We start from the raw sequence: 25,292 nt of genomic DNA on the forward strand, positions 1-25,292 counted from the left end.
ATGGCATGCCATGGCGGTGTCGTTTCATGCACAGGAAAGGAGTACCCCATGGAGATGAACGTCGACGAACTGGTGAAGCTCTCGGAGGCCTGGCTGCCGGTGGTGCTGGAGTACAGCGGCAAGCTGACCCTGGCGCTGATCACCCTGCTGATCGGCTGGTGGCTGATCGGCCGGCTGACTGCCAGCATCGGTCGTCTGCTCGAGGCGCGGCGCGTGGATCGGGCGCTGAGCAGCTTTATCGGCAGCCTGGTCAGCATCGTGCTGCGCATTCTGCTGCTGATCAGCGTGGCCTCGATGATCGGCGTGGAGACCACCTCCTTCATCGCCATGATCGGTGCCGCCGGCCTGGCCATCGGCCTGGCCCTGCAGGGCAGTCTGGCCAACTTTGCCGGCGGCGTGCTGATCATGCTGTTCCGCCCGTTCCGCGCCGGCGACTGGATCGAGGCGCAGGGCGTGGCCGGTAGCGTCGACAGCATCCAGATCTTCCACACCACGCTGAAGACCGCCGACAACAAGGTGGTCATCGTGCCCAACGGCAGCCTGTCCAACGGCCACATCACCAACTATTCGCGCGAACCGCGCCGGCGTGCCGACATCAATATCGGCATCGACTACTCCAGCGACATCAAGCGCGCCCGCGAAGTGCTGCTGGAGATCGCCAAGGACCCGCGCGTGCACCTCGATCCGGCGCCCGTGGTGTTCGTCACCGGTCTGGGCGACAGCGCGGTCAACCTGTCGCTGCGGGTGTGGGTGGCCACCGCCGATTTCTGGCCGGTGACCTTCGAGTTCACCGAGCTGGCCAAGGAGCGCCTGACTGCCGCCGGCATCGGCATCCCCTTCCCGCAGCGGGTGGTGCACCTGGCCAAGGCCGACTGAGGCGTAGCGGATGGAAAAAGCCCCGGCAGGTCCGGGGCTTTTTTCTGTCTGTCGTTCAGGCCTTCTCCGCCGGCGCGACCGGCGTGTCGCCGTTGGGCTGGCGGCGGTCGCGGCCCCACTGCAGGGCGATCAGGATCAGCGTGGGGATGCCGAGCAGCGCGGTGGCGAGGAAGAAGTGGGCGTAGCCGAGCTTCTCCACCATCACCCCGGAGTAGCCGCCGATCAGACGCGGCAGCAGCAGCATGATGGAGCTGAGCAGGGCGTACTGGGTGGCGGAGAACTTCAGGTTGGTCAGGCTCGACAGGTAGGCGACGAAGGCCGCGGTGGCCAGGCCGGCGCTGAAGTTGTCGCAGCTGATGGTGACGATCAGCATGTTCAGGTGCGGGCCCATGCCCACCAGCAGCATGAACAGCAGGTTGGTCGCCGCCGAGGCGAAGGCGCCGATCAGCAGGATCGGCATGATGCCGAAGCGCACGATCAGCAGGCCGCCCATGCCGGCGCCGAGCAGGGTCATGACCAGGCCGAACAGCTTGCTGACGCTGGCGATCTGATCCTTGGAAAAGCCCTGGTCGATATAGAAGACGTTGGCCATCACCCCCATCACCGTGTCCGACAGCCGGTAGGTGGCGATCAGGCCCAGCAGCAGCAGGGCCTGCCAGCGGTAACGCAGGATGAAGTCGTTGACCGGGGTCAGCACCGGCGCCAGGCTGCGCCGGCCCATGGCCGACAGGCACAGCGCGGTGAGGATGGTGTAGAGCAGGGCGCGCAGGAAGGCGCGGTCCTCCAGCAGCAGGTCGAGCAGGCTGGCCTCGCCGCGCAGCACGCTGGCGAAGTCGGTGTGGAAGAACTGGGTGAACATCGCCGGCACCGACACCAGCAGCACGATCAGCACCAGCACCGAGAGGATCTGCCGCACGAAGCCGTACTTGGCCGCCGCCAGCTGGGTCTTCAGCGGCACCGGCGGCTCGCGCATCCACAGGCTGGTGAGCAGGCCCGGCAGCATCAGCAGGGCGAACACCAGGTAGGTGCCGGCCCAGGCGCCGTGCTTGTACAGCTGCGCGGTGGAGCCGAAGCCCTCGGCGAAATACAGCGCGCCGGCGGTGGCGAGCAGCGCGGCGACCCGGTAGCCGGCCATGTAGGCGGCGGCCAGGGCGGCCTGACGGGTGTCGTCGACGATCTCCAGGCGGTAGGCGTCCACCGCGATGTCCTGGGTGGCCGAGGCGAAGGCCACCACCACCGCCAGGGCGATCAGCCAGCTGAGCTGGGTCTGCGGGTCGAAGCTGGCCATGCCGACTAGACCGACGGCGATCAGGCTCTGCGCCAGCACCAGCCAGGAGCGGCGCCGGCCCAGCTTGCCCAGCAGCGGCAGGCGCCATTGGTCGAGCATCGGCGCCCACACCCATTTGAAGGCGTAGGCCAGGCCGATCAGGCTGGCGAAGCCGATGGTCTCGCGCGCCACGCCGGCTTCGCGCAGCCACACCGACAGGGTGGAGAACACCAGCATGTAAGGCAGGCCGGCGGCGAAGCCGAGCAGGAGCAGTGCCAGGGTGGCGGGGCTGGCATAGGTGGCGAGGGCTTCTCGCCAGGATTTGCGTGGCATCGGGCTCGAATCTGGGGAACGGGTGATAGCGCGCACTCTAACCGCTGTGCTCCATCGGGCGCCAGCCGTGCCGACGGATATCCACCCGTTCGTTCAGGATACTGATGCCTTCGGCGCGCAAGCGCGCGCGCTGCTCGTTGCCCGCCGGCGTTCCGGCGCCCAGGCTCAGGCGTCCGCCGGCGCCGAGCACCCGATGCCAGGGCAGCGCGGTGCCCTCCGGCAACTGGCCGAGGGTGCGCCCGACCCAGCGCGCGGCGCGACCCAGGCCGGCCAGTCGGGCCAGCTCGCCGTAGCTGATCACCTTGCCCGCCGGCACCTGCGCCAGCACCAGGTACAGCGCCTCGCGCCGGGCCTCGGCGCTTGCCGGTGGCGGGGCCGGCCATGCAGACTCTGCCGGGTCCACTGTGCCCCTATGGGTTGTCCTCGTCATGCTGCCACGCCTGTTGTTCGCCTTCGTCCTTTATACCCTGGCCGCACCGCTGTGGGCCGACACCGTGTGGCTCGACAACGGCGACCGCCTCAGCGGCGAGATCGTCCTGCTCGACGGCGGCAAGCTGGCGCTGAAGACCAAGTACGCCGGCCAGGTGCTGATCGACTGGAAGGATATCGACACCCTGAGCTCGGACAAACCCCTGCTGCTGCGCCGCCAGGGCTTCGACAGCGAGCTGAGCAAGACCCTGGCGGCGGCCGGCGCCGGCATGGTGCGGGTGGAGGGCGAGCGCAGCCAGGTCCTGCCGCTGGCCGAGATCACCCGCCTGGTGCCGCCGCGGCCGCTGCTGGAGGATCGCGTCTGGGAAGGCAATCTCGACGCCAAGCTGGATATGGAACGCAACGACAGCAAGGTCGACGAGTGGAAGCTCAAGGGCAACACGCGCGTCGAACATGGGCGCTGGCGCCACGTGCTGAGCGGCGAGCTGGAGCACGAGACCAAGAACGGCGAGAAGGTCGACGACAACTGGGAGCTGGAGTACGACCTCGACCGCTTCTTCACCGAGCACTGGTTCTGGCGGGTGGGGGGGGAGCAGCGCGAGGACGAGTTCGAGTCCATCGAGCGCCAGCGCATCCTCGGCACCGGGCCGGGCTACCGCTTCTGGGACGACGAGTTGGGTCGCTTCGACCTGATCGCCCAGTTCAACCGGGTGCGGCTGGAGTCGGACATCGTCGATCTGGCCTTCGACACCACCTCGCTGGAGCTGGACTACAAGCGCCTGCTGTGGGGCACGCGGCTGGAGTTCTATGCCAACGCCGAGCTGCAGATGCCGCATATCGACGCCATCGACTACGTGCTCGACAGCGAGTTCGGCCTGCGCTACCGCCTCAACCAGTGGGCGCGGCTGTCGCTGCTGTACGAGCTCGACCAGTTGCGCGGCCAGGGCCAGACCATCTCGGATCGCCATTACCTGATCGGCGTCGGCGTGGGCTGGTGATGCCGCCCTACGGAGTGCCGCCCGGCGGAAACAGCTGAACTCTGCCGGCCGATGCCGGTCAGCTCTTGCTCTGGCGTCGGGCTTGCGCATAATGCCCGGCTTTTCGCCCCATCAGAGCTCAACTGTCCTCGTTATGTCGCGTTCGTTACCGCTTTCCCTGCTCAGCCTGAGCCTCGCCCTGCTCAGTTCCACCGCCGTCGCCGACACCGTCTGGCTTAAGAACGGCGACCGCCTGACCGGCACCATCAAGTTCTACGACGGCAACAAGTTGCTGCTCCAGACCGACTATGGCGGCGCCATCGCCCTGGACTGGAAGAAGATCGCCACCCTGGAGAGCGAGCAGGCGCTGCTGATCAAGCAGGACGACTTCAATGGCGAGCGCGCCAAGTCGCTGCAGGCCGCCGAGCCGGGCAAGGTGACCCTGGCCAATGGCGACGTGCCGAAGACCGTGGAGTTGAGCGAGATCGCCCAGATCATCAAGCCCAAGCCGCTGGTGGAGGATTTCACCTGGAAGGGCAACGTCGACCTGGCGCTGGACTACAAGCGCGCCGAGAGCGACACCGACGACTACGACGTCGACGTCAAGACCCAGGCCCGCCACGGCTGGTGGCGGCACAACGCGCAGGCCGAGTACAACCGCGAGCTGAAGGACGATGTGGTCAGCACCGACAACTGGAGCGCCGAGTACGCCCTCGACCGCTTCCTCACCGAACAGTGGTTCTGGCAGGGCCGCTTCGAGTACAAGCGCGACCGCATCGAGGAGCTGGAGCGTCAGCGCACCCTGGGTACCGGTCCCGGTTACCAGTTCTGGGACAACGAACTGGGCGCCTTCTCCGTCGCCACCCTGGCCAACCGCAGCGACTACGTCTACAGCAACGGCGAGCAGGACCGCTTCTACGCGCTCAGCGTCAAGTGGGACTACAACCGCTACCTGATCGGCAAGGCGGTGGAACTGTTCAGCGTCGGCGAGGTGGGCAAGCCGCTGGAAGGCGTCGCCGACTACACCCTGGATGCCGAGGTCGGCCTGCGCTACAAGGTCACCGACTGGGCCTCGCTGAACATGAAGGCGGAAAAGGACATCGTCAGCGGTGCCGAGGGCGAGCTGGACGAGACCCGCTACAGCCTGGGCTTCGGCGTCGGCTGGTAAGCGCCCGGCGCAGTGGCCGAGCACGAAAAAGCCCGCGACTATCGCGGGCTTTTTCATGGGGACGACTCAGTCGGCCTCTTCGAGGCTTTTGTTGTTCCAGCCGGCGCCGCCGGGGAGCAGCAGGTTGAGCAGCAGGGCGCTGACGGCGCACAGGGAAATCCCCGACAGGGCGAATTCCTTGCCGCCGATCACCATGCCGCCGATGCCGAATACCAGGGTGACCGAGACGATGATCAGGTTGCGCGCCTCGGACAGGTCGACCTGGTGGCGGATCAGGGTGTTGAGGCCGACCACCGCGATGGAGCCGAACAGCAGGCAGAGGATGCCGCCCATCACCGGCACCGGAATGCTCTGCAGGGCAACGCCGAACTTGCCGACGAAGGCCAGGGCGATGGCGAACAGCGCGGCCCAGGTCATGATCTTCGGGTTGTAGCTCTTGGTCAGCATCACCGCGCCGGTCACTTCGGCGTAGGTGGTGTTGGGCGGGCCGCCGAACAGGCCGGCGGCCGAGGTGGCCAGGCCGTCGCCGAGCAGGGTGCGGTGCAGGCCGGGCTTCTTGACGAAGTTCTTGCCGGTGACGCTGCCGATCGCCACCACGCCGCCGATATGCTCGATGGCAGGCGCCAGCGCTACCGGCACCATGTACAGGATGGCGCCCCAGTGCAGCTCGGGCGCGACGAAATTGGGCAGCGCCAGCCAGGGCGCACTCGCCACCGCGCTGGTGTCGATCACCCCGAGCACGGCGGCGATCAGGCAGCCGACGGCGATGCCGGCAAGGATCGGCACCAGGCGGAAGATGCCGCGGCCGAGCACGGCGACCAGCAGGGTGGTGAGCAGCGCCGGCATCGAGATCAGCATGGCGGTGGTATAGGGCACCAGCTCGACGCTGCCGTCGCCGGCCTTGCCCATGGCCATGTTCACCGCCACCGGCGACAGGGCCAGGCCGATGGAGATGATCACCGGGGCGATCACCACCGGCGGCAGCAGGCGGTCGATGAAGCTGGGGCCGCGCAGTTTGACCAGCACCGAGAGCAGGATGTAGACCAGGCCGGCCGCCATCACTCCGCCGAGCACCGCCGGCAGGCCGAACTCACCCTTGGCCGCCAGAATCGGCGCGATGAAGGCGAAGCTGGAGGCGAGGAACACCGGCACCTGGCGTTTGGTCACCAGCTGGAACAGCAGGGTACCGAGGCCGGCGGTGAACAGCGCGACGTTGGGGTCCATGCCGGTGATCAGCGGCATCAGCACCAGGGCGCCGAAGGCCACGAAGAGCATCTGCGCGCCGGAGAGGCCCTGGCGCCAGAGCGGATCCTTGAATTCCGTTTGCGACATGTTCAGGCGTCCTTCTGCTTGGTGCCGAAGATCTTGTCGCCGGCATCGCCCAGGCCGGGGATGATGTAGCCGTGCTCATTCAGGCGCTCGTCGATCGAGGCGGTGAAGATGGTCACGTCGGGGTGGGCCTTCTCGACCGCTTTGATGCCCTCGGGCGCGGCGACCAGCACCATGGCGCGGATGTCCTTGCAGCCGGCCTTCTTCAGCAGGTCGATGGTGGCGACCATGGAGCCGCCGGTGGCCAGCATCGGGTCGATGATCAGCGCCAGGCGTTCGTCGATCTCCGGTGCCAGTTTCTCCAGGTAGGTGTGCGCCTCCAGGGTTTCCTCGTTGCGCGCCACGCCCACGGCGCTGACCTTGGCCCCGGGGATCAGGCTGAGCACACCGTCGAGCATGCCGATGCCGGCGCGCAGGATGGGCACCACGGTGATCTTCTTGCCGGCGATCTTCTCCACCTGCACCGCGCCGGCCCAGCCCTGGATCTCGTAGCTTTCCAGCGGCAGGTCGTTGGTCGCCTCGTAGGTCAGCAGCGCGCCCACTTCCTGGGCCAGTTCGCGGAAATTCTTGGTGCTGATGTCGGCGCGGCGCATCAGGCCGATTTTGTGACGGATCAGCGGGTGGCGGATCTCGCGGATGGGCATGGGCTGGGGTCTCCGGCGGGCTGAGAGCCCATTCACGGTCTGCTGCGCGTCGGCCAAACAGCGTTGAAAACAGCTTCGGAATGCTCATTTACCATTCGTAAACTCCGCTTCCTCAGCTTTTTTCGCCGCTGTTTTGCTCTAGCTCGCGAGACCCTGAACGGGCTCTGGGAAAAATCGCGTTAGATTAAAGCATTGCTCATGCCAGGTGGTGGGTGACTGATGGGTCAGCGCACCGCGCGAGCGGCCTCGGCTACGCTGGTCAGGCGAGGCTTGGCAAGTGCGACGCAGGTCTGTACCTTTGCCCGCTTTTATTTGACTGATCGCTCAGCTTTTGCCGCCGATCGCCGCTCATTTCATCAGCCCGACCAAGAGAGAACGCCCCATGTCCGCCGATCTCGCGCACATCCGCCAAGTCATGGCGGAAGCCGACTGCCTGTTCACCGAAGCCGAGGTGGAAGCGGCCATCGACCGCGTCGCCGCCCAAATCAACGCCGATCTGGCCGAACGCAACCCGGTGGTGTTCTGCGTGATGAACGGCGGCCTGATCTTCTCCGGCAAGCTGCTGCCCAAGCTGGCCTTCCCGCTGGAGGCGTCCTACCTGCACGCCACCCGCTACCGCAACGAGACCAGCGGCGGCGAGCTGTTCTGGAAGGCCAAGCCGGAAGTGTCCTTTATCGACCGCGACGTGCTGATCATCGACGACATCCTCGACGAAGGGCACACCCTCGGCGCGATCATCGATTTCTGCCGCCACGCCGGCGCCCGTGCGGTGCACACCGCGGTGCTGATCGACAAGGAACACCAGCGCAAGGCACGCCCGGACCTCAAGGCCAACTACGTCGGCCTGCACTGCATCGACCGCTATATCTTCGGCTACGGCATGGACTACAAGGGCTACTGGCGCAACGCCGCCGGCATCTACGCGGTCAAGGGGCTGTAAGCGCGTGCTGCGCCCGGATTTCATCCGGGCTACGGTTCCAGGCCTTCTCCCAGCCAGCGCAGCGCCTTCTGCCGCGCCTGCGCCAGATCGCGCACGTAGGCCAGTTCGCCGGCGCGCCGGTGCACCCCGGCGCGGCGCAGTTGCAGGCGCACCTGCGCGGTCGGGCCGCTGAGGATCAGCGCCACGCCCTGCTGGCGGTAGTCGCGCAGCACGTTGTCCAGCGCGGCGATGGCGGTCATGTCCAGCAGCGGCACCGCGCTGATATCGACTATCACCACGCGCACCCCGGGGGTGAAGCGGCGCAGCACGCTCAGTGCCTTCTCCGCCGCGCCGAAGAACAGCGGCCCGCGAATGGCGTAGGCCAGCACGTGCTCGGGCAGGTCCTGCAGGGCCTGGCGCTGCTGCCGGCTCAGCGCGGCGGTGTCGGTCAGCTCGCTCATGCGCTTGATGAACAGCCCGGCGGCCAGCAGCAGGCCGACGCCGACCGCCAGCACCATGTCGAACAGCACCGTCAGCAGCAGGCAGGTGAGCAGCACCAGCACGTCGCCGCGCGGGGCGATGCGCAGGGTGTGGGCCACATGCTGCGGTTCGCTCATGTTCCACGCCACCACCAGCAGCAGGGCCGCCAGCGCCGCCATCGGCAGGTAGCTGAACAGCGGCGCCAGCAGCAGGATCGCCGCCAGCACCACGCCGGCGTGAATCAGCGCTGCCAGTGGCGAGAAGGCGCCGGCGCGCACGTTGGCGGCGGTGCGGGCGATGGCCGCGGTGGCGGTGATGCCGCCGAAGAAGGGCGCGGCCAGGTTGCCCAGGCCCTGGCCGATCAGCTCGGCATTGGGGTCGTGCTTGCTGCCGCTCATGCCGTCGGCGACCACGGCGCAGAGCAAGGATTCGATGGCACCGAGCATGGCGATGGCGAAGGCCGGCGCCAGCAGCTGGCGGACCAGCTCGAAGGACAGCACCAGCGGCTGGCCGTCCGCGCCGGGCAACTGCCAGGGCAGGCTCGGGCTGGGCAGCAAGGGCGGGATGCCGGGGTGCTCGATGCCGTCGAGCGTATAGCTGAAGCGTTCGCCCAGGGTCGCCACCGGCAGGCCGAGGTGTTCCAGGGCGAGGGCCAGCAGGGCGCCGACGGCCAGGGCGACCAGGTGCGCGGGAATCTTCGGCGCCAGGCGCGGCCACAGCAGCAGGGTGGCCAGGCAGATGGCGCCGACCAGGCTGTCGCCCGGCTGCAGGCTGGGCAGCGCGCTGGCCAGCAGGGCGAGCTGCTGCAGCAGGTGCTGCGGGGTTTCGGCCAGTTCCAGGCCGAGCAGGTCCTTGAGCTGCAGGATGGCGATGACGATGCCGATGCCGGCGGTGAAGCCCAGGGTCACCGGGTAGGGCACGAACTCGATCAGGCGGCCGGCGCGCAGCAGGCCCAGGGTGATCAGGATGATGCCGGCCAGCAGGGTGCACAGCAGCAACCCGCCCAGACCATATTGCTGGGTGATCGGCAGCAGGATCACCACGAAGGCCGCGGTGGGCCCGGAGATATTGAAGCGTGAGCCGCCGCACAGGGCGATCAGCGGCGCCGCGATCAGCACGGTGTACAGGCCATGCTGCGGCGCCACGCCGACCGCGATGGCCAGCGCCATGGCCAAGGGGATGGCGATGACGCCGACCGTCAGCCCGGCGCTCAGGTCGCCGCGCAGGGCCTTCCAGGAGTAGCCGGCGCGCAGGGTCTGGCGCCAGGCGGCGAACAGCGGCAGGGAGTGGCGTGGCATGGTGGCTCCGGGATGGCTCGGCGCATTATAGGAGCGGCGCGCCGTGCGGCGGCATGACCTAGGTCGGCTGTTGCGTCGAATGTTCGCGTGCTAGCTTGCTCGGCTGCGCGTTGAGCCGCGCGCGGCGCGGCGGTAAACTGCCGGCCCTCTGTAATGCTGGCGGGAGCGGGCGATGCGTAAAGACAAGAAGCAGGTGATTGGCGAAGAAATCAGCGACGACTCGATCAAGCTGTTCCTGGCGGTGGAGCCGGCCGACGCCACGCCACCCTCGCTGCACAAGCTGATCAAGGCCTATCGCGGTCTGCGCATCGACGACTTCGAACGTTTCGTCGGCTTCTTCGTTGCCGCCGGCTACGACCTGACGGCTACCGACGCGCAGGGCCACGACTTCGTCGCCCTGATCCAGGATCAGCGCAACGCCGAGCCCTATATCGAGGTGATCAAGGCCGCGCGCGCCGGCTGATCCTGCAGTCGGGCGGACATGCCGAAGGCTTGTCCGCCCTGTGGTTTGCCTTTCTTCCAGGCAATAAAAAACCGGCCACGGGGGCCGGTTTTTCAAGAACCTGTCGCGATTAGGCGGCAGCAGCTTCGCCCAGCGCCTTGATGTGCGCGTTCAGGCGGCTCTTGTGACGAGCGGCTTTGTTCTTGTGGATGATGCCCTTGTCGGCCATGCGGTCGATGACCGGAACGGCCAGGGTGTAGGACGACTTGGCAAGCTCGAGGTCTTTGGCGTCGATAGCCTTGACCACGTTCTTGATGTAGGTACGGACCATGGAGCGCAGGCTGGCGTTATGGCTACGGCGCTTCTCAGCCTGTTTGGCGCGTTTTTTGGCAGAAGGTGAGTTGGCCACCGTCAAGCTCCTCGAAAACTGGGGGGTTACGACAAATAAGGCCGCGAATCATGCCGACCCCCTGGGCATCTGTCAAGCCCGCTGGCGCTTTCCCGCGCTGGCCTGACCAATGGCGGCTCGCTACACTCGACGCCTTCGCGCGCCGGCGGATTGTCCAGCGGCGCGCCCGTTTGCGGGAAATCGAGTCACTCCATGAATCTGCTCAAATCCCTGGCCGCGGTCAGTTCCCTGACCATGGTCTCGCGCGTGCTGGGTTTCGTGCGCGACACCATCATCGCTCGGACCTTCGGCGCCGGGGTGGCGTCGGACGCCTTCGTGGTGGCCTTCAAGCTGCCCAACCTGCTGCGCCGCATCTTCGCCGAGGGGGCGTTCTCCCAGGCCTTCGTGCCGATCCTGGCCGAGTACAAGATGCAGCAGGGCGAGGAGGCCACGCGTACCTTCGTCGCCTACGTCTCGGGCTTGCTGACCCTGGTGCTGGCGCTGGTCACCGCCATCGGCGTGCTGGCCGCACCCTGGATCGTCTGGGCCACCGCGCCGGGGTTCGCCGATGAGGCCGAGCGCTTCGAGCTGACCGTCGACCTGCTGCGGGTGACCTTCCCCTATATCCTGCTGATCTCGCTGTCGTCGCTGGCCGGCGCCATCCTCAACACCTGGAACCGTTTCTCGGTGCCGGCCTTCGTGCCGACCCTGCTGAACGTCAGCATGATCGGCTTTTCCGTGTTCCTGACGCCCTATTTCGACCCGCCGATCATGGCCCTGGGCTGGGCGGTGCTGGTCGGCGGCCTGCTGCAGCTGCTCTGGCAACTGCCGCATCTGAAGAAGATCGGCATGCTGGTGCTGCCGCGCCTGAGTTTTGGTGACCTCGGCGTGTGGCGCGTGCTCAAGCAGATGGGGCCGGCGATCTTCGGCGTTTCGGTGAGCCAGATCTCGCTGATCATCAACACCATCTTCGCCTCCTTCCTGGTCGCCGGCTCGGTGTCCTGGATGTACTACGCCGACCGCCTGATGGAGCTGCCCTCGGGCGTGCTCGGCGTGGCCCTGGGCACCATCCTGCTGCCGGCGCTGTCGAAGACCTACGCCAGCCGCGACCGCGAGGAGTACCGCCGCCTGCTCGACTGGGGCCTGCGCCTGTGTTTCCTGCTTGTGCTGCCCAGCGCCCTGGCCCTGGCGGTGCTGGCCGAGCCGCTGACCGTGTCGCTGTTCCAGTACGGCAAGTTCACCGCCAGCGACGCGCTGATGACCCAGCAGGCGCTGATCGCCTATTCCATCGGCCTGCTCGGCATCATCCTGGTGAAGATCCTGGCGCCCGGCTTCTACGCCCAGCAGAACATCAAGACGCCGGTGAAGATCGCCGTGGTGACCCTGGTCTTCACCCAGTTGATGAACCTGGTGCTGGTCGGCCCGCTGGCGCACGCCGGCCTGGCCCTGGCGATCAGCCTGGCGGCCTGCCTGAACGCCGGGTTGCTGTACTGGCAGCTGCGCCGCGCCGATATCTTCCGGCCGCTGCCGGGCTGGGGCCTGTTCCTGCTCAAGCTGGTGCTGGCGGTGACGGCGATGGTGGCGGTGCTGCTGGGCCTGCTGCAGATCATGCCGGCCTGGGCCGAGGGCGACATGCCGCTGCGCCTGCTGCGTCTCGGCGCGCTGGTGGTCGCCGGGCTGCTGGTCTACTTCGGCATGCTGCTGCTGCTCGGTTTCCGCCTGCGCGACTTTGCCCGGCGGACGGTCTGACGCCTGTATTGGGCCGCGGGCTGTGCGTATAATCGGCCACTTTGTGAACAAGAAGCGTGCTATGCAGCTGGTTCGAGGTCTTCATAACCTGCAGCCCCAGACGCGGGGCTGCGTGGTCACCATCGGTAATTTCGACGGCGTTCATCGTGGGCACCAGGCCATCCTGGCGCGCCTGCGCGAGCGTGCCGCGGAATTGGCCGTGCCCAGCTGCGTGGTGATCTTCGAGCCGCAGCCGCGCGAATTCTTCGGTCCCGACACCGCTCCGGCGCGCCTGACCCGGCTGCGCGACAAACTCGCCCTGCTGGCCGCCGAAGGCGTCGACATGGTGCTGTGCCTGGCCTTCAACCGCCGCCTGCGCGAGCTGTCGGCGGCCGAGTTCGTCCAGCGCGTGCTAGTCGACGGCCTCGGCGTGAAGGACCTGGAAATCGGCGACGATTTCCGCTTCGGCTGCGACCGCGCCGGCGATTTCGAATTTCTCCAGGCCGCCGGGCGGCGCCACGGTTTCAGCGTCGATGCCTCGACCACGGTGGAGGTGCGCGGTGGCCGGGTCAGCAGCACCCGCGTACGCCAGGCCCTGGCCGATGGCGATTTCGAGCTGGCCGAGGCGCTGCTGGGCCGGCCGTTCCGCATCGCCGGGCGTGTGCTGCACGGGCAGAAGCTCGGCCGCCAGCTGGCCGCCCCCACCGCCAATATCCAGCTCAAGCGGCGCAAGGTGCCGCTGTCCGGGGTGTACCTGGTGAGTTGCGTGGTGGACGGCCAAATTCAACCGGGCGTGGCCAATATCGGCGTGCGCCCCAGCGTTGCCGGCGACGGCAGCGCCCATCTGGAAGTGCACCTTCTGGATTTCGCCGGCGACCTGTATGGCCGGCGCCTCTCGGTGGCCTTCCACCACAAGCTGCGTGACGAGCAGCGTTTCGCCTCGCTGGAGGCCCTGAAGACGGCGATTGCCGCCGATATTGCCGCTGCCCGTGATTATTGGCAGAGCCACCCGCTGATGAAGAGTCCGACATGACCGATTACAAAGCCACGCTGAACCTGCCCGATACCCCGTTCCCGATGAAGGCCGGCCTGCCGCAACGCGAGCCGCAGACCCTGCAGCGCTGGAACGAGATTGGCCTGTATAGCAAGCTGCGGCAGATCGGCGAGGGTCGGCCCAAGTTCGTCCTGCACGACGGCCCGCCCTACGCCAACGGCAGCATCCATATCGGTCATGCGGTGAACAAGATCCTCAAGGACATCATCACCCGCTCCAAGACCCTGGCCGGTTTCGACGCGCCCTACGTGCCGGGCTGGGACTGCCATGGCCTGCCGATCGAGCACAAGGTCGAGACCACCTTCGGCAAGAACCAGCCGGCCGACCTGACCCGCGAGCGCTGCCGCAGCTACGCCGGCGAGCAGATCGAAGGGCAGAAGGCCGACTTCATCCGCCTCGGCGTGCTGGGCGACTGGGACAACCCCTACAAGACCATGGATTTCGCCAACGAGGCCGGCGAGATCCGCGCCCTGGCCGAGATGGTCAAGCAGGGCTTCGTGTTCAAGGGCCTGAAACCGGTCAACTGGTGCTTCGACTGCGGCTCGGCGCTGGCCGAGGCCGAGGTGGAGTACCAGGACAAGAAATCCGACGCCATCGACGTCGCCTTCCCGGTGGAAGACGCCGGCAAGCTGGCCGCCGCGTTCGGCCTGGCCGAGCTGAGCAAGCCGGCCGCCATCGTCATCTGGACCACCACGCCTTGGACCATCCCGGCCAACCAGGCGCTCAACGTCCACCCGGAATTCAGCTACGCGCTGGTCGACACCGGCGCGCGCCTGCTGCTGTTGGCCGAGGAGCTGGTCGAGTCCTGCCTGCAGCGCTACGGCCTCGACGGCCAGGTGCTCGCCACCGCGCCGGGCGCGGCGCTGGAGCTGATCCGCTTCCGCCACCCCTTCTACGAGCGCTTCTCACCGATCTACCTGGCCGACTACGTCGCCCTCGACGCAGGTACCGGCATCGTCCACTCGTCGCCGGCCTACGGCGAGGACGACTTCCGCACCTGCAAGGCCTACGGCATGAGCAACGACGACATCCTCAGCCCGGTGCAGAGCAATGGCGTCTACACCGCGGATCTGCCGTTCTTCGGCGGCCAGTTTATCTGGAAGGCCAATGCCAACATCGTGGCCAAGCTCGACGAAGTCGGCGCGCTGCTCAAGCATCAGCCGATCCAGCACAGCTACATGCACTGCTGGCGGCACAAGACCCCGCTGATCTACCGCGCCACCGCGCAGTGGTTCGTCGGCATGGATACTCAACCCAATGATGGCGCGACCCTGCGCGAGCGCGCGCTGGCGGCCATCGAGCAGACCCAGTTCGTCCCGGCCTGGGGCCAGGCGCGTCTGCACAGCATGATCGCCGGCCGTCCCGACTGGTGCATCTCGCGCCAGCGCAACTGGGGCGTGCCGATCCCGTTCTTCCTGCACAAGGTCACCGGCGAGCTGCACCCGCGCACCGTCGAGTTGATGGAGATCGTGGCCAAGCGTGTCGAGCAAGAGGGCATCGAAGCCTGGTTCAAGCTCGACGCCGCCGAATTGCTCGGCGCCGAGGCTGCCGACTACGACAAGATCAACGACACCCTGGACGTCTGGTTCGACTCCGGTACCACCCACTGGCACGTGCTGCGCGGTTCGCACGACATGGGCCACACCGACGGCCCGCGCGCCGACCTGTACCTGGAAGGCTCGGACCAGCATCGCGGCTGGTTCCACTCGTCGCTGCTGACCGGCAGCGCCATCGACGGCCACGCGCCGTACAAGGCGCTGCTGACCCACGGCTTCGTGGTCGACGAGAACGGCCGCAAGATGTCCAAGTCGCTCGGCAATGTGGTCGCGCCGCAGGAGGTCAACGACAGCCTGGGCGCCGACATCATGCGTCTGTGGGTCGCCTCCACCGACTATTCCGGCGAGATGGCGGTGTCCAAGGTGATCCTGCAGCGCAGCGCCGACGCCTACCGCCGCATCCGCAACACTGCGCGCTTCATGCTGGCCAACCTCAATGGCTTCGATCCGGCCAAGGACCTGCTGCAGCCCGAGCAGATGCTCGACCTCGATCGCTGGGCCGTCGACGCGGCCCTGCGCCTGCAGGAAGAGATCATCGAGGCGTACGCCGACTACCGCTTCTGGAACGTCTACTCCAAGGTGCACAACTTCTGCGTGCAGGAGCTGGGCGGCTTCTACCTGGACATCATCAAGGACCGTCAGTACACCACCGCTGCCGACAGCGTCGCGCGTCGCTCCTGCCAGAGCGCGCTGTACCACATCAGCGAGGCGCTGGTGCGCTGGGTCGCGCCGATCCTGGCGTTCACCGCTGAGGAAATCTGGCAGTTCCTGCCGGGCGAGCGCAACGAGTCGGTGATGCTCAATACCTGGTACGAGGGCCTCAGCCGCCTGCCGGAGGGTTTCGAGCTGGATCGTGCCTACTGGGATCGGATCATGGCGGTCAAGGCCGCGGTCAACAAGGAACTGGAGAACCTGCGCACGGCCAAGGCCATCGGCGGCAGCCTGCAGGCCGAGGTCACCCTGTTCTGCGACGAGGCCAAGCAGGCCGATCTGGCCAAGCTCGGCGACGAGCTGCGTTTCGCCCTGATCACCTCGGCGGCGCAGACTGCGCCACTGGCCGAGGCGCCGGCCGATGCGGTGGTCACCGAGGTGGAGGGGCTGAAGCTGAAGATCCTCAAGTCCGCCCACGCCAAGTGCGGCCGCTGCTGGCACTTCCGCGCCGACGTCGGCAGCCATGCCGCCCACCCGGAACTGTGCGGCCGCTGTGTGAGCAATATCGAAGGTGCAGGCGAGGTGCGCAAGCATGCCTGAGGTCTCGCGTTTCGGCCGACTGGCCTGGCTCTGGCTGACCCTGGCGGTGTTCGTCGTCGATCAGCTGACCAAGCACTATTTCGAGGGCAGCCTCAGCCTGTACCAGCAGATCGTGGTGATTCCCGACTACTTCAGCTGGACCCTGGCCTACAACACCGGTGCGGCCTTCAGTTTCCTGGCCGATGCCGCCGGCTGGCAGCGCTGGTTCTTCGCTGCCATCGCGGTGGTGGTCAGCGGCGTGCTGGTGGTCTGGCTCAAGCGCCTGAAGCCCGAGGAAACCTGGCTGGCCATCGCCCTGGCGCTGGTGCTCGGCGGTGCGCTGGGCAACCTCTACGACCGCGTGGTGCTCGGCCATGTGGTCGACTTCATCCTGGTGCACTGGCAGAACCGCTGGTATTTCCCGGCGTTCAACCTGGCCGACAGCGCCATCACCGTCGGCGCCATCCTCCTGGCGCTGGATATGTTCAAGAGCAACAAGTCCGGAGAACCTGCCAATGACTGACGTACGCATCGGCCCGGACAGGGAAGTCACCCTGCATTTCGCCCTCAAGCTGGAGAACGGCGACGTGGTCGACAGCACCTTCGACAAGCAGCCGGCCACCTTCAAGGTCGGCGACGGCAACCTGCTGCCCGGCTTCGAGCAGGCGCTTTACGGCTTCAAGGCCGGCGACAAGCGCAGCGTGCAGGTACAGCCGGAGCAGGGCTTCGGCCAGCCCAACCCGCAGAACGTGCAGGTCATGCCGCGTAGCCAGTTCGAGGGCATGGAACTGTCCGAAGGGCTGCTGGTGATCTTCAACGACGCCGCCAATGCCGAGCTGCCCGGGGTGGTCAAGGCCTTCGACGACAAGCAGGTGACCATCGACTTCAACCACCCGCTGGCCGGCAAGGTGCTCGACTTCGAGGTGGAGATCCTCTCGGTCAAGGCGCTCTAGCCCGAATCGCCGCTTCCGTGGGAGCGGCTTTGGCCGCGAAGCTCTTGTTGCAGCCTGCGCTTATCCCGCGCAGGCTGTACCTTCCGGGATCGACCCATAGCGGCGCGTCGATCCTCGATCAATACCGAGACAACCAGCATGCATATCAAACTCGCCAATCCCCGCGGCTTCTGCGCCGGCGTCGACCGCGCCATCGAGATCGTCAACCGCGCCCTGGAAGTCTTCGGCCCGCCGATCTACGTGCGTCACGAAGTGGTGCACAACAAGTTCGTGGTCGAGGATCTGCGCGCCCGCGGCGCGGTATTCGTCGAGGAGCTGGATCAGGTGCCGGACGACGTCATCGTCATCTTCAGCGCCCACGGCGTGTCCAAGGCCGTGCGTGACGAGGCCGAGCGTCGTGGACTCAAGGTGTTCGACGCCACCTGCCCGCTGGTGACCAAGGTGCATATGGAGGTGGTGCGCTACAGCCGCGAGGGCCGCGAGTGCATCCTCATCGGCCACGAGGGTCATCCGGAAGTGGAAGGCACCATGGGCCAGTACGATGCCAGCAACGGCGGTGCCATCTACCTGGTGGAAGACGAGACCGACGTCGCCGAGCTGCAGGTGCGCAACCCCGAGGCGCTGGCCTTCGTGACCCAGACCACGCTGTCGATGGACGACACCGGCAAGGTGATCGACGCCCTGCGCGCCAAGTTCCCGGCCATCGGTGGGCCGCGCAAGGACGATATCTGCTACGCCACGCAGAACCGCCAGGACGCGGTCAAGCAGCTCGCCGCCGAGTGCGACGTGCTGCTGGTGGTGGGTAGCCCCAACAGTTCCAACTCCAACCGCCTGCGCGAGCTGGCTGAGCGCATGGGCACCCCGGCCTACCTGGTCGACGGCGCCGAGGATCTCAAGGCCGAATGGTTCGACGGGGTAAGCGGCATCGGCATCACCGCCGGCGCCTCGGCCCCGGAAGTGCTGGTGCGCGGGGTGGTCGAACAGCTGCGCGCCTGGGGCGCGCAAGGGGAGACCGAACTGGACGGGCGGCCGGAGAACGTGACCTTCTCGATGCCCAAGGAACTCAGGGTCAAGGCGCTCTGAGCTTTGGTCATGGGGAGCAGCCTTCACGAGAAGATTTCTGGAGCTTGAGGCGACCTCTGGAGTTCAACACTAGCTCTCGTTGCATGGATCTACTCTTCGGGTGGCAGAGGGTTATGGTGCCTGCTTGAAAAGCCCCGCCCGGAAGTTTGGCCCTCCCGCTGGGGCTGAATCTGATGTAGGCGGCTACCGGTTGATTGCCCCTAATTGTCAGTTCTGGCTGCTCCTTTCCCACCAGCAGTACATTTTCCGCTTCATCTCGAGTGCTGCTGTAATTGTAGTCGGGGTACACCTCCCAGCCGCTCGGCCAGGATCCGGAGCGCGCCACAAGTAATACTGGCGCATTGCGCTTTATCGCCTCGCTGCGCGCATACAGGGCTGCCAGCAGAAGGTCGTTCGCTGCGGCTGTCAGGCGGTAATCGTGGATGAAATTGTACAGAGTTGGCAGACCTAGGCTGGCTGTTAGGACCAGAATGGCCATGCCGATCATTAGCTCATGCAGGGTAAATCCCTTCGCGCTTTTATACATGGCGTCCTGCCTCGTATGCAGTGGCTATTAAATCGACAAAGAGAGCGGCGTTGTGCCGCTCAACGGTCCAGATGAGCCGGTCGTCCTTGCCGTGAAGACCTGTATAGCCTAGTTGTGCAATTCTGCCCTGCATTTGATGGAGGAGTCCCAGCGTGCAAACAGCCAAAGGATTTACCCTGATTGAACTCATGATCACGGTAGCGGTTATCGGTATCTTGGCCGCAGTAGCCTACCCCTCCTATACGCAGTACGTGGTTCGCGCCAATCGTGGCGAAGCCCAGGCCTACTTGATGGATTTGGCGCAGCGCCAGCAGCAGATTCTTATGGACTCGCGAGCATATGCGTCCACCGTCAGCGCTCTCGGCGTTCCGGAGCCGGCGAGCGTTGCACGCAATTACGATGTGAGCCTGAGTGGGGTGAGTGCCACGCCTCCGACTTTCACTATCACTGCTGCCCCTAAGTCCGGTACGGCTCAGGCTGGAGACGGCAACCTGACGATCAACCAGAGTGGCGCTAAGACTTGGGCGGGAGGCTCATGGTAATGAAGCTGCTGCTTGCCGGTCGTTCGGAGCTTATGGCGCGCCGAAATACAGAGCAGGTTTATCGCTCTCGGGGGTTCTCGTTGATCGAGTTGATGGTAAGCCTGGTGGTTCTGGGCATTTTGATAGGGGTCGCAGTGCCGTCTTACCGCGCGATCATCGCTGAGCAGAGGGTGCGGGCAACTATCACCGACCTCCATACTGCGATCAGTTTGGCGCGTTCCGAAGCAATCAAGCTTAATCGTCAGATTACTCTCGCCCCCGCGGCTGGTGGTTGGGCTGCGGGCTGGGGCATTGCACATCCTACGGCGGGGCAGCCTGCGATTTTGGCGCATACCCTGTCGTCTGGCGTGGGGATAACTGGTCCGAATGCCGGCATTATTTTCAGCGCTTCCGGCCGAACTACTAGTGCCGTGGAGTTTGAAGTGAGCAGTGACGCTAGCGACGCGGCATCGGTCAGTTGTCTTTCGCTTGGCCTGGATGGTCGAGCCAGCTCCAGCAAGGGGGAATGCTGAAATGAACAGCGTATCTCTTCGTGCAGGGCAGTATGGGTTCACTCTGGTAGAGGTATTGGTCACGCTGCTGGTACTTGCCATCGGCTTGCTGGGGCTCGCGGGCATGAATGCCAGGATGCTCAACAGCCAGTTCGAGGCCTATCAGCGTGCCCAGGCCATGATGTTGGTGGAGGATATGGCTAGCCGAATCCGGAGTAATCCCCAGGCTGCTCGTAACGGCGACTACGACACGGACACCGTGCATGGTCTGAACAACCAGAATTGCTCCGGCGCCTACGGTGTATCGATCGATTTGTGTGAATGGAATCAGGCGCTTCGTGGCGCCAGCGTCGAGGCATCGGGGCAGCAACTTGGCAGCATCATGGGGGCCAGGGGCTGTATCGACAACGTTAGCATCGCGGCGACCGGGCAGGCTGTCATCCGGGTAACCGTTGCCTGGCAAGGCTTGACGCCAACGGTGATCCCCCCACTGTCCTGTGGCGCCAATGCCTATGGTGCTGACGACAGGTTGCGCCGGGCGGTCAGCGTCGATGTCGTTCTGGCTTATCTGGGAGTATGAGGATGAAAGGTAGCGGTCTCATGACGCCCGGACGACAGCACGGCTTCTCCCTGGTGGAGATCATGGTGGCAATGGTGCTCGGCATCGTGATCTTGCTGGCGGTTTCGGAGGTTTTTATCAGTAACAGCCGTACCCGCGGAGAGATCGAGAAGACCGGCCGGCAGATCGAGAACGGCATATATGCGCTGCGCTTGATGGAGGACGAGTTGGCCAACGCAGGATTCTGGGGGGAGGCCGGGGCTCAGCCGGTGCCGGCGGGCCTACCGCCCCTGTGTCCGACCAGTGCTGCGGAACTGGAGGATGCCATGGGCTACCCGGTACAGGGAGCGGCGGACTCCGGCACCGATTGTGAGAATAGCAAGGCAAGTTCCGATTTCATTGCGCTGCGTCGAGCGAGCACCTGCGCGGTAGGTACTGCCGGATGCGCGCTTTTCAGCAATGGCAACTTTCATATTCAGGTTTCTGCCTGCAAGGATGTCTCGCCAGGAACGGTATTGCTGAAGAGTGCTTCGGCTGATCTGACTTTCACGCAACGAGATTGTTCAACCCCTGCCCCGGTTTACCGCTTATTTAGCCGTGTCTACTACGTGAATGACAGTGATGAGTTGGTGCGTGCCGAGTTGGCGGGTGGGAACTACAACACCGTCACCTCGTTGGTCGATGGCATCGAGATCATGCGTTTCGAATATGGGATCGATACCGATGGTGACGGCCAGATTGACGAGTTCACTGCTGCCCCCGCAACGGCTCAATGGTCAGATGTGGTGGCAGTCAAGGTGTCGCTCATCGCGCGTAACCCAGAGCCCACAGCGGGCTACACCGACTCTCGTAGTTACACTCTCGCGGGAGAGGAGTACGAGGTGCCTGAAGCGCAAAGGGGGTTCAAGCGCCAGCTTTATTCCACCACTGTGCACTTGCGCAACGTGGCCGGGCGGAGGGAGCTGCCATGAGCAATTTTGAGTCGATCCGCCGACAGCGAGGGGCTGTGCTACTGGTGGCGCTGATAATGCTGCTGTTAGTGACGCTGATGGTGGTTAGCGGCTTCAATATGACTCAGACCAACCTTAAGGTCGTTCAAAATATGGAGAGTCGTAACCTTGCCAAGTATGCAGCCAATGCTGCCTTAGAAGAGGCAATAAGTTCCGCGCAGTTCCTCAGTTCGCCTTCCAATATTTTTCAGGCGTCATGCGGGCAGTCCAATCGCAAATGCTACGACTTCAATGGAGACGGCAGCGTCGATATAGCTGTTGTAGTGGATAGTCCGAGTTGCGTGATTGTTTTGCCGATCAAGAACTCTGCGTTGAACGTGGCAGATCCTTCCGACGCCAGTTGCTTTATTCCGGAATCCGAAAATTCCATGTGTGTAAATTCTGTTTGGGAAATGCGGGCAACGGCGCGTGACGTGCTTACAGGCGCTGAGGTCGTTGTGCGGCAGGGCGTTGCGGTTCGCGCGACCAGTAATAATATTGCGACGGCTTGTCCGGAGTAGCAGGAGGGCAATGTAATGATGAAGTGTCTGAATTGGTTGCAGCGTGTTCTTCTGCTCGCCGGATTGGGGGTTGCTGGGGCAGCTCAGGCTGAGGATATCGATATATTCGTGGGCAGTGCCGGTGCCGATAGTGGTCTGCCGAATATCATTTTCGTTCTTGATAATACCTCCAATTGGTCGCGGCAAAGCCAGCAATGGCCGGGCGGCTTGACCCAGGGGCAGTCCGAGGTGCGGGCAATCAAGCGCGCATTGGCCGGTCTGGTGGATAAGGTTAATGTTGGGCTGGTTGAGTTCACGACCGAGGGCAATGCCAACCAAGATGGCGGATATGTTCGGTTCAACTTGCAGCAGTTGACAGCGGCAAGCTACGCGCAACTTAGTAATACCTTGGTCGATGGTAGTGGCTCGATCTATCAGAATATCGAAGCGCCTGTCGAGAAGCGCAGTGCCAATACGCCCTATGGCAACTTGATGTACGACGTGTACAACTACCTGTCGGGAAGGGCGCAAAGCTTTTCGGGTGGTGGTACTCCGGCGAGCAAGGCTGATACTGGGGGCTATAGCTCGCAGTATGGCGTGTTCCGCTCACCGTTGACCTCCAATAGCATGTGCTCCAACACCTATGTGATTTTTATCGGTAATCCAAACAGTAGTGGGCCTACTGCCGATAGTGCAGCCAATAGTGCGGCGTTGCGCGCGCTCTATGCTGAGGTTGGAGGAACTCCCGATGGCTTGGCCGGCTCGACCGGCAGTGCACCTCTTCCAATACCAGAGTTTTCGCGCACCGATGTTACCGAGCCGTCCACTACTCTAGGATTCTCGAGTCAGTGCTATACGGATGCCGCTGTCGATAGCTGTACGGCGGCAGAGTCTACCGGTACTGGACTTTGTGTAGGTCAAACTAACTGTTCCTGCAGTATCACTACTAAGAGCACGAATACCTCCGGCTGCATCACATCGGGCAACCAGAATCAGCGGACTGCGCGGCTTGCCGTTTTGCAAGGGGGGGGGACAACAACGACGATAGAGCCCACTGACGGGGTGGATAGCTCCTCCGGCAGGGCTTGGAACTTCGATGATTGGGCCAAGTTCCTGCACGACTATGGTGTTCCTGTTAGCTACACCGACGCAGAGGGCGAGGTGCAGCAACAGCGTGTCAATGTCATCACCTATGCAATTGATGTGTTCAATAGGCAGCAGAACGAAGACCACACCGGGCTGATGCTCAGTGCATCTGAGGGTGTAGGGGGCGGCCGTTATTTCGCTGCGCGCAGTGAAGATGCAATCGTCGAGGCCATCGGTAATGCGCTGTCCGATATCCTCTCTACCAGTTCAACCTTTGCGGCTGTTACCCTGCCGCTGAGTGCGACCAACCGCGCTCAGCAGGAGAACCAGGTCTTTATCGGCATGTTCCGTCCGGACAAGGAGGCGCTGCCGCGCTGGTTCGGTAACCTCAAGCGCTACCAGATCACCTTGTTCAATGGTCGCCCCGAGCTCGCCGACGCCAATCGTAAGCAGGCGATCAACCCACTTTCCGGCTTTGCGACAGAGTGCGCGGAAAGTTTCTGGACAGAAGATTCTGGCGACTACTGGTCGGGGCTGAGTATCACTCCCCCGCCGCGCAGCCAATGCGTGGATGAATCCAACACTAATAGCGTATGGTCCGACTCGCCCGATGGTCCCTTTGTCGAAAAAGGGGGGGTGGCCCAGGTTACCCGTCGCAGTGATCTCGATGCCCGCACTCTCTTCACTGTCGGAGCTAGCGGTTTAACTGCGCTGACCAGCTCTCATGTCGATCAGGCGCTGTTGGATTACATCATAGGCACCGAGCCTGGGGCCGGTGAAAAGATGCCGGCAGCCGAAGAGTCGGAAACTGGCGAGGAGCAAGACGTCGGTGGTCGGCCAAGTATCCATGGTGACGTTATCCATTCGCGGCCACTGACGATCAACTACGGCGGCAGCACAGGGATCTTCGTCTACTACGGCTCCAATGACGGGCTGTTCAGGTCGGTGCGTGCGGCGGATGGCGGGGAACAGTGGTCGTTGCTGGCGCCCGAGCATGTGGCCAAAATCAACCGGCTCTACCAGAACTCGCCGATTGTTGCCTTCCCGAATCAGGACATGACGGCCACGCCGACGCCGTTGCCGAAGGACTACTTCTTCGACGGTTCGATCGGGCAGATCGTGACATACGGCGAGAATAATCAAGTCAATAGCGCCTACATCTATCCTTCCATGCGGCGTGGTGGGCGGATGGTGTATGGCCTGAATGTAACCAATCCAACCTCGCCCACGCTTTTGTGGCGCTTCGGTTGCCCGAGCCTCGACAACGACACCGGTTGCCCAACGGGCTTTGAGGGGCTGGGCCAGAGCTGGTCGACTCCGCAAGGGGCTTTCGTGGCGGATACCAGTAACGCGGGGGCGAAGAAGGCTGTAGTCGTTTTTGGTGGTGGCTATGACAAATGCTTGGATAGCGATCAGGCGGCGTATCCATGCAGTTCCTCCGCCAAGGGCAAGGGCGTTTATGTTCTGGACGCTGTGAGTGGGGTCGTACTTCGCGGGCCGACTGATCTGTCGACCGATGCGCCTGTGGTTGCCGAGGTGGCGACTGTAGATATGGACTTCAACGGCACCGTCGATTTTGCCTATGCTGCGGACGCAGCCGGTGGGTTGTACAGAGTCAACTTCGCCACATTGAACGCGGATGGCAGTCTTACCGCCCTAGCGCAGAGCGCCTGGTCGATCACCAAGATCGCCAATACGCTGGATACGACCCGGCGGTTCCTGAACCGCCCAACCGTTGCAGTCCTCCGCGACAGCGTCTATGTCGCGCTTGGCTCGGGCAACCGTGAGCGTCCGTTGGAAAGCAATTACCCCTATGTTTCCAGCGTCCAGGATCGCTTCTATGCCTATGTGGATCTTCCTGGCGCTACTCAGTCAGGTGCCGTCGATTTGGATGGCAATCAGTTGGCCAACGTCAGCTTCTCCAATGTCGACGCTAACACCAGTTGTAATGTCGCAGGGCCGCGCGGTTGGTATATGAACTTGAATGGGCGAGGGGAGCAGATTGTCAATCCTGCAGCCATTGCAGGCGGTCAGGTACTGTTCAATTCCTATCAACCCGGAGGTGACAAGCCAGGGTTGTGTTCGCGGGCGCCGGGTATTGGCAAGGCTTATCAGCGGAGCCTGTTCACGCCGTCGTCTTGTGATCGTGATACCAGCACTGAAATTGTTGGCGGCGGCATGCCGATTCCGCCAATCATCACAACGGTCCCGGTAACGGACGCGGATGGAAATGGAGAGGAACTGGTGACCGTCTGTATCGGCTGCGAGGGCCTCAAGGTCAACGAGATCGTGCCGGAGACGGATCAAACCAGGCAGCGAATCTATTGGAATACGGATATTGATCGTTGATTGCAGGAGCTTGCCTGCTGATCATCATGTGGCTCGGCCGGTGGGCGAGCCACTGCAGAAACCAGTGGGTGTAGCCGTCGAGCGCAAGTCTTCCTC

24 protein-coding genes are annotated in these 25,292 nt (G+C 64.2%); 17 read left to right on the top strand and 7 right to left on the bottom strand.

Annotation, left to right across the window (positions count from 1 at the left end; translation table 11 throughout):
- Positions 1 to 48: 48 nt before the first annotated feature.
- Entirely contained in the window at positions 49 to 876 is an 828-nt protein-coding gene (locus EA796_RS08120) for a mechanosensitive ion channel family protein (protein ID WP_021444166.1), read from the top strand.
- Positions 877 to 931: 55 nt separating this feature from the next.
- On the opposite strand, the gene EA796_RS08125 is transcribed toward EA796_RS08120, so the two are convergent.
- Positions 932 to 2,476, bottom strand: coding sequence for an AmpG family muropeptide MFS transporter (locus tag EA796_RS08125; protein ID WP_021444167.1), 1,545 nt, complete (start codon positions 2,474 to 2,476; stop codon positions 932 to 934).
- A gap of 37 nt (positions 2,477 to 2,513) precedes the next feature.
- Positions 2,514 to 2,906, bottom strand: coding sequence for an MGMT family protein (locus tag EA796_RS08130; RefSeq protein ID WP_122108250.1), 393 nt, complete (start codon positions 2,904 to 2,906; stop codon positions 2,514 to 2,516).
- On the opposite strand from EA796_RS08130, the gene EA796_RS08135 reads away from it, so the two are divergent.
- Positions 2,905 to 3,903 carry a DUF481 domain-containing protein gene (locus tag EA796_RS08135; RefSeq protein WP_021441760.1) on the top strand — a complete coding sequence of 333 codons (999 nt, stop codon included), beginning with the start codon at positions 2,905 to 2,907 and terminating at the stop codon, positions 3,901 to 3,903. The genes EA796_RS08130 and EA796_RS08135 overlap by 2 nt on opposite strands.
- Positions 3,904 to 4,036: 133 nt before the next feature.
- Positions 4,037 to 5,050 carry a DUF481 domain-containing protein gene (locus EA796_RS08140; RefSeq protein WP_122108251.1) on the top strand — a complete coding sequence of 338 codons (1,014 nt, stop codon included), beginning with the start codon at positions 4,037 to 4,039 and terminating at the stop codon, positions 5,048 to 5,050.
- Between the two features lie 66 nt (positions 5,051 to 5,116).
- Here the strand turns inward: EA796_RS08140 and EA796_RS08145 are convergent, their stop codons facing one another.
- Positions 5,117 to 6,382 (bottom strand): uracil-xanthine permease family protein, encoded by a 1,266-nt coding sequence (locus EA796_RS08145; protein WP_122108252.1) that lies wholly within the window; start codon positions 6,380 to 6,382, stop codon positions 5,117 to 5,119.
- Between the two features lie 2 nt (positions 6,383 to 6,384).
- Positions 6,385 to 7,023 carry a uracil phosphoribosyltransferase gene (gene upp / locus EA796_RS08150; protein WP_021441757.1) on the bottom strand — a complete coding sequence of 213 codons (639 nt, stop codon included), beginning with the start codon at positions 7,021 to 7,023 and terminating at the stop codon, positions 6,385 to 6,387.
- 382 nt (positions 7,024 to 7,405) lie between these two features.
- Between upp and EA796_RS08155 the strand changes: the two genes are divergently transcribed.
- Positions 7,406 to 7,963, top strand: a complete 558-nt coding sequence (locus tag EA796_RS08155) for a hypoxanthine-guanine phosphoribosyltransferase (protein WP_122108253.1) — start codon at positions 7,406 to 7,408, stop codon at positions 7,961 to 7,963.
- 29 nt (positions 7,964 to 7,992) lie between these two features.
- On the opposite strand, the gene dauA is transcribed toward EA796_RS08155, so the two are convergent.
- Positions 7,993 to 9,720, bottom strand: coding sequence for a C4-dicarboxylic acid transporter DauA (dauA, locus tag EA796_RS08160; protein WP_122108254.1), 1,728 nt, complete (start codon positions 9,718 to 9,720; stop codon positions 7,993 to 7,995).
- A gap of 172 nt (positions 9,721 to 9,892) precedes the next feature.
- On the opposite strand from dauA, the gene EA796_RS08165 reads away from it, so the two are divergent.
- A complete protein-coding gene (locus EA796_RS08165) occupies positions 9,893 to 10,183 on the top strand; it encodes a PA4642 family protein (protein ID WP_021441754.1) in 291 nt (96 codons plus the stop codon).
- 109 nt (positions 10,184 to 10,292) lie between these two features.
- On the opposite strand, the gene rpsT is transcribed toward EA796_RS08165, so the two are convergent.
- The gene (gene rpsT, locus EA796_RS08170; RefSeq protein ID WP_021441753.1) at positions 10,293 to 10,571 is read right to left on the bottom strand and encodes a 30S ribosomal protein S20; all 279 of its coding nucleotides are present in this window, start codon (positions 10,569 to 10,571) and stop codon (positions 10,293 to 10,295) included.
- 192 nt (positions 10,572 to 10,763) lie between these two features.
- Between rpsT and murJ the strand changes: the two genes are divergently transcribed.
- The 6 genes from murJ (at position 10,764) to ispH (ending at position 18,154) form a co-directional block, all read left to right on the top strand.
- On the top strand, positions 10,764 to 12,299 hold the full coding sequence (gene murJ, locus EA796_RS08175; RefSeq protein WP_122108255.1) for a murein biosynthesis integral membrane protein MurJ: 1,536 nt from the start codon (positions 10,764 to 10,766) through the stop codon (positions 12,297 to 12,299).
- Between the two features lie 61 nt (positions 12,300 to 12,360).
- Positions 12,361 to 13,311 carry a bifunctional riboflavin kinase/FAD synthetase gene (gene ribF / locus EA796_RS08180; protein WP_021441751.1) on the top strand — a complete coding sequence of 317 codons (951 nt, stop codon included), beginning with the start codon at positions 12,361 to 12,363 and terminating at the stop codon, positions 13,309 to 13,311.
- Positions 13,308 to 16,139: an isoleucine--tRNA ligase gene (gene ileS / locus EA796_RS08185; RefSeq protein WP_122108256.1), complete on the top strand. Its 2,832-nt coding sequence runs from the start codon at positions 13,308 to 13,310 to the stop codon at positions 16,137 to 16,139. The genes ribF and ileS overlap by 4 nt, the downstream gene beginning before the upstream one ends.
- Positions 16,132 to 16,641, top strand: a complete 510-nt coding sequence (lspA, locus tag EA796_RS08190; RefSeq protein ID WP_021441749.1) for a signal peptidase II — start codon at positions 16,132 to 16,134, stop codon at positions 16,639 to 16,641. The genes ileS and lspA overlap by 8 nt, the downstream gene beginning before the upstream one ends.
- Complete coding sequence (locus EA796_RS08195) at positions 16,634 to 17,071, top strand: peptidylprolyl isomerase (protein ID WP_021441748.1); 438 nt, start codon at positions 16,634 to 16,636, stop codon at positions 17,069 to 17,071. Before lspA ends, EA796_RS08195 begins: the two co-directional genes overlap by 8 nt.
- Positions 17,072 to 17,209: 138 nt before the next feature.
- Entirely contained in the window at positions 17,210 to 18,154 is a 945-nt protein-coding gene (gene ispH, locus EA796_RS08200; protein WP_122108257.1) for a 4-hydroxy-3-methylbut-2-enyl diphosphate reductase, read from the top strand.
- 7 nt (positions 18,155 to 18,161) lie between these two features.
- Here the strand turns inward: ispH and EA796_RS08205 are convergent, their stop codons facing one another.
- Complete coding sequence (locus EA796_RS08205) at positions 18,162 to 18,680, bottom strand: GspH/FimT family protein (RefSeq protein WP_122108258.1); 519 nt, start codon at positions 18,678 to 18,680, stop codon at positions 18,162 to 18,164.
- A 152-nt stretch (positions 18,681 to 18,832) separates the two neighbouring features.
- On the opposite strand from EA796_RS08205, the gene EA796_RS08210 reads away from it, so the two are divergent.
- Genes EA796_RS08210 through EA796_RS08235 form a run of 6 tightly spaced genes read left to right on the top strand, consistent with a single transcriptional unit; the run spans position 18,833 to position 25,196 of the window.
- The gene (locus tag EA796_RS08210) at positions 18,833 to 19,222 is read left to right on the top strand and encodes a type IV pilin protein (RefSeq protein WP_021441745.1); all 390 of its coding nucleotides are present in this window, start codon (positions 18,833 to 18,835) and stop codon (positions 19,220 to 19,222) included.
- On the top strand, positions 19,222 to 19,734 hold the full coding sequence (locus EA796_RS08215) for a GspH/FimT family pseudopilin (RefSeq protein WP_021441744.1): 513 nt from the start codon (positions 19,222 to 19,224) through the stop codon (positions 19,732 to 19,734). The genes EA796_RS08210 and EA796_RS08215 overlap by 1 nt, the downstream gene beginning before the upstream one ends.
- Before the next feature lies 1 nt (position 19,735).
- Positions 19,736 to 20,293, top strand: coding sequence for a type IV pilus modification protein PilV (gene pilV, locus EA796_RS08220; RefSeq protein ID WP_158603093.1), 558 nt, complete (start codon positions 19,736 to 19,738; stop codon positions 20,291 to 20,293).
- Between the two features lie 2 nt (positions 20,294 to 20,295).
- Entirely contained in the window at positions 20,296 to 21,243 is a 948-nt protein-coding gene (locus EA796_RS08225) for a PilW family protein (RefSeq protein ID WP_021441742.1), read from the top strand.
- Positions 21,240 to 21,782 carry a PilX N-terminal domain-containing pilus assembly protein gene (locus EA796_RS08230; protein WP_021441741.1) on the top strand — a complete coding sequence of 181 codons (543 nt, stop codon included), beginning with the start codon at positions 21,240 to 21,242 and terminating at the stop codon, positions 21,780 to 21,782. Before EA796_RS08225 ends, EA796_RS08230 begins: the two co-directional genes overlap by 4 nt.
- A 15-nt stretch (positions 21,783 to 21,797) precedes the next feature.
- Positions 21,798 to 25,196: a pilus assembly protein gene (locus EA796_RS08235; protein ID WP_082457760.1), complete on the top strand. Its 3,399-nt coding sequence runs from the start codon at positions 21,798 to 21,800 to the stop codon at positions 25,194 to 25,196.
- Positions 25,197 to 25,292: the final 96 nt, after the last annotated feature.

This window comes from Pseudomonas sp. AOB-7, from assembly GCF_003696305.1.
GTDB lineage: Bacteria > Pseudomonadota > Gammaproteobacteria > Pseudomonadales > Pseudomonadaceae > Aquipseudomonas.

Coding starts and splice junctions, on each gene's coding strand:
- EA796_RS08120 (WP_021444166.1), top strand. CDS start 49: ATGGAGATGAACGTCGACGAACTGGTGAAGCTCTCGGAGGCCTGGCTG.
- EA796_RS08125 (WP_021444167.1), bottom strand. CDS start 2,476: ATGCCACGCAAATCCTGGCGAGAAGCCCTCGCCACCTATGCCAGCCCC.
- EA796_RS08135 (WP_021441760.1), top strand. CDS start 2,905: ATGCTGCCACGCCTGTTGTTCGCCTTCGTCCTTTATACCCTGGCCGCA.
- EA796_RS08130 (WP_122108250.1), bottom strand. CDS start 2,906: ATGACGAGGACAACCCATAGGGGCACAGTGGACCCGGCAGAGTCTGCA.
- EA796_RS08140 (WP_122108251.1), top strand. CDS start 4,037: ATGTCGCGTTCGTTACCGCTTTCCCTGCTCAGCCTGAGCCTCGCCCTG.
- EA796_RS08145 (WP_122108252.1), bottom strand. CDS start 6,382: ATGTCGCAAACGGAATTCAAGGATCCGCTCTGGCGCCAGGGCCTCTCC.
- upp (WP_021441757.1), bottom strand. CDS start 7,023: ATGCCCATCCGCGAGATCCGCCACCCGCTGATCCGTCACAAAATCGGC.
- EA796_RS08155 (WP_122108253.1), top strand. CDS start 7,406: ATGTCCGCCGATCTCGCGCACATCCGCCAAGTCATGGCGGAAGCCGAC.
- dauA (WP_122108254.1), bottom strand. CDS start 9,720: ATGCCACGCCACTCCCTGCCGCTGTTCGCCGCCTGGCGCCAGACCCTG.
- EA796_RS08165 (WP_021441754.1), top strand. CDS start 9,893: ATGCGTAAAGACAAGAAGCAGGTGATTGGCGAAGAAATCAGCGACGAC.
- murJ (WP_122108255.1), top strand. CDS start 10,764: ATGAATCTGCTCAAATCCCTGGCCGCGGTCAGTTCCCTGACCATGGTC.
- ribF (WP_021441751.1), top strand. CDS start 12,361: ATGCAGCTGGTTCGAGGTCTTCATAACCTGCAGCCCCAGACGCGGGGC.
- ileS (WP_122108256.1), top strand. CDS start 13,308: ATGACCGATTACAAAGCCACGCTGAACCTGCCCGATACCCCGTTCCCG.
- lspA (WP_021441749.1), top strand. CDS start 16,132: ATGCCTGAGGTCTCGCGTTTCGGCCGACTGGCCTGGCTCTGGCTGACC.
- EA796_RS08195 (WP_021441748.1), top strand. CDS start 16,634: ATGACTGACGTACGCATCGGCCCGGACAGGGAAGTCACCCTGCATTTC.
- ispH (WP_122108257.1), top strand. CDS start 17,210: ATGCATATCAAACTCGCCAATCCCCGCGGCTTCTGCGCCGGCGTCGAC.
- EA796_RS08205 (WP_122108258.1), bottom strand. CDS start 18,680: ATGTATAAAAGCGCGAAGGGATTTACCCTGCATGAGCTAATGATCGGC.
- EA796_RS08215 (WP_021441744.1), top strand. CDS start 19,222: ATGAAGCTGCTGCTTGCCGGTCGTTCGGAGCTTATGGCGCGCCGAAAT.
- pilV (WP_158603093.1), top strand. CDS start 19,736: ATGAACAGCGTATCTCTTCGTGCAGGGCAGTATGGGTTCACTCTGGTA.
- EA796_RS08225 (WP_021441742.1), top strand. CDS start 20,296: ATGAAAGGTAGCGGTCTCATGACGCCCGGACGACAGCACGGCTTCTCC.
- EA796_RS08230 (WP_021441741.1), top strand. CDS start 21,240: ATGAGCAATTTTGAGTCGATCCGCCGACAGCGAGGGGCTGTGCTACTG.
- EA796_RS08235 (WP_082457760.1), top strand. CDS start 21,798: ATGATGAAGTGTCTGAATTGGTTGCAGCGTGTTCTTCTGCTCGCCGGA.